The 530-nt window shown below is 66.4% G+C and carries 1 protein-coding gene; it reads left to right on the top strand.

The genetic code is table 11. The annotated features are described in order from the left end of the window. Nucleotides 1-530, top strand: a 530-nt coding sequence (locus ML342_RS11765; RefSeq protein ID WP_240127200.1) for an integrase core domain-containing protein, incomplete at both ends; no start/stop codon positions are given.

Genomic DNA, 530 nt, shown 5'->3' with positions numbered 1-530 from the left:
CTTCATCGAGCGGCACAACCCCTGCTTTCGCGAGCGGCACGTGGAGTCGACCCGCCCGGGCGAGCTGCTCAGCCAGGACACCTTCTTCGTGGGCAGCTTCAAGGGCGTGGGCAAGCTCTACATGCACTCGGTGGTGGACACCTACGGCAGCTACGGCTTTGGCCTGTTGCACATCTCCAAGCAGCCCGAGGCGGCGGTGGCCGTGCTGCACAACGACGTGCTGCCCTTTTACCGCCAGCACGGGCTGCAGGTGGGCGCCATCCTGACCGACAACGGCCGCGAGTTCTGCGGCACGCCGCACCACCCCTACGAGCTGTACCTGCAGCTCAACGACATCGAGCATCGCCGCATCCCCCAGGTGCGCCGGCCACAAACCAACGGGTTCGTGGAGCGCTTCCACCGCAGCGTGCTCGATGAGTTCTTCCGTGTCGCGCTGCGCCAGAAGGCCTGCACGCAGGTCGTCGAACTGCAGCGCGACCTGGATGCCTGGCTGCACCACGACAACCATGAGCGGCCGCACCTGGGCTACC

It is taken from the genome of Thermomonas alba (assembly GCF_022419205.1).
In the GTDB taxonomy this organism is placed as follows: Bacteria; Pseudomonadota; Gammaproteobacteria; order Xanthomonadales; family Xanthomonadaceae; genus Thermomonas; species Thermomonas alba.
The sequence above is the reverse complement of the archived record's forward strand: the minus strand, read 5'-3'. Positions and strand labels throughout refer to the sequence as shown.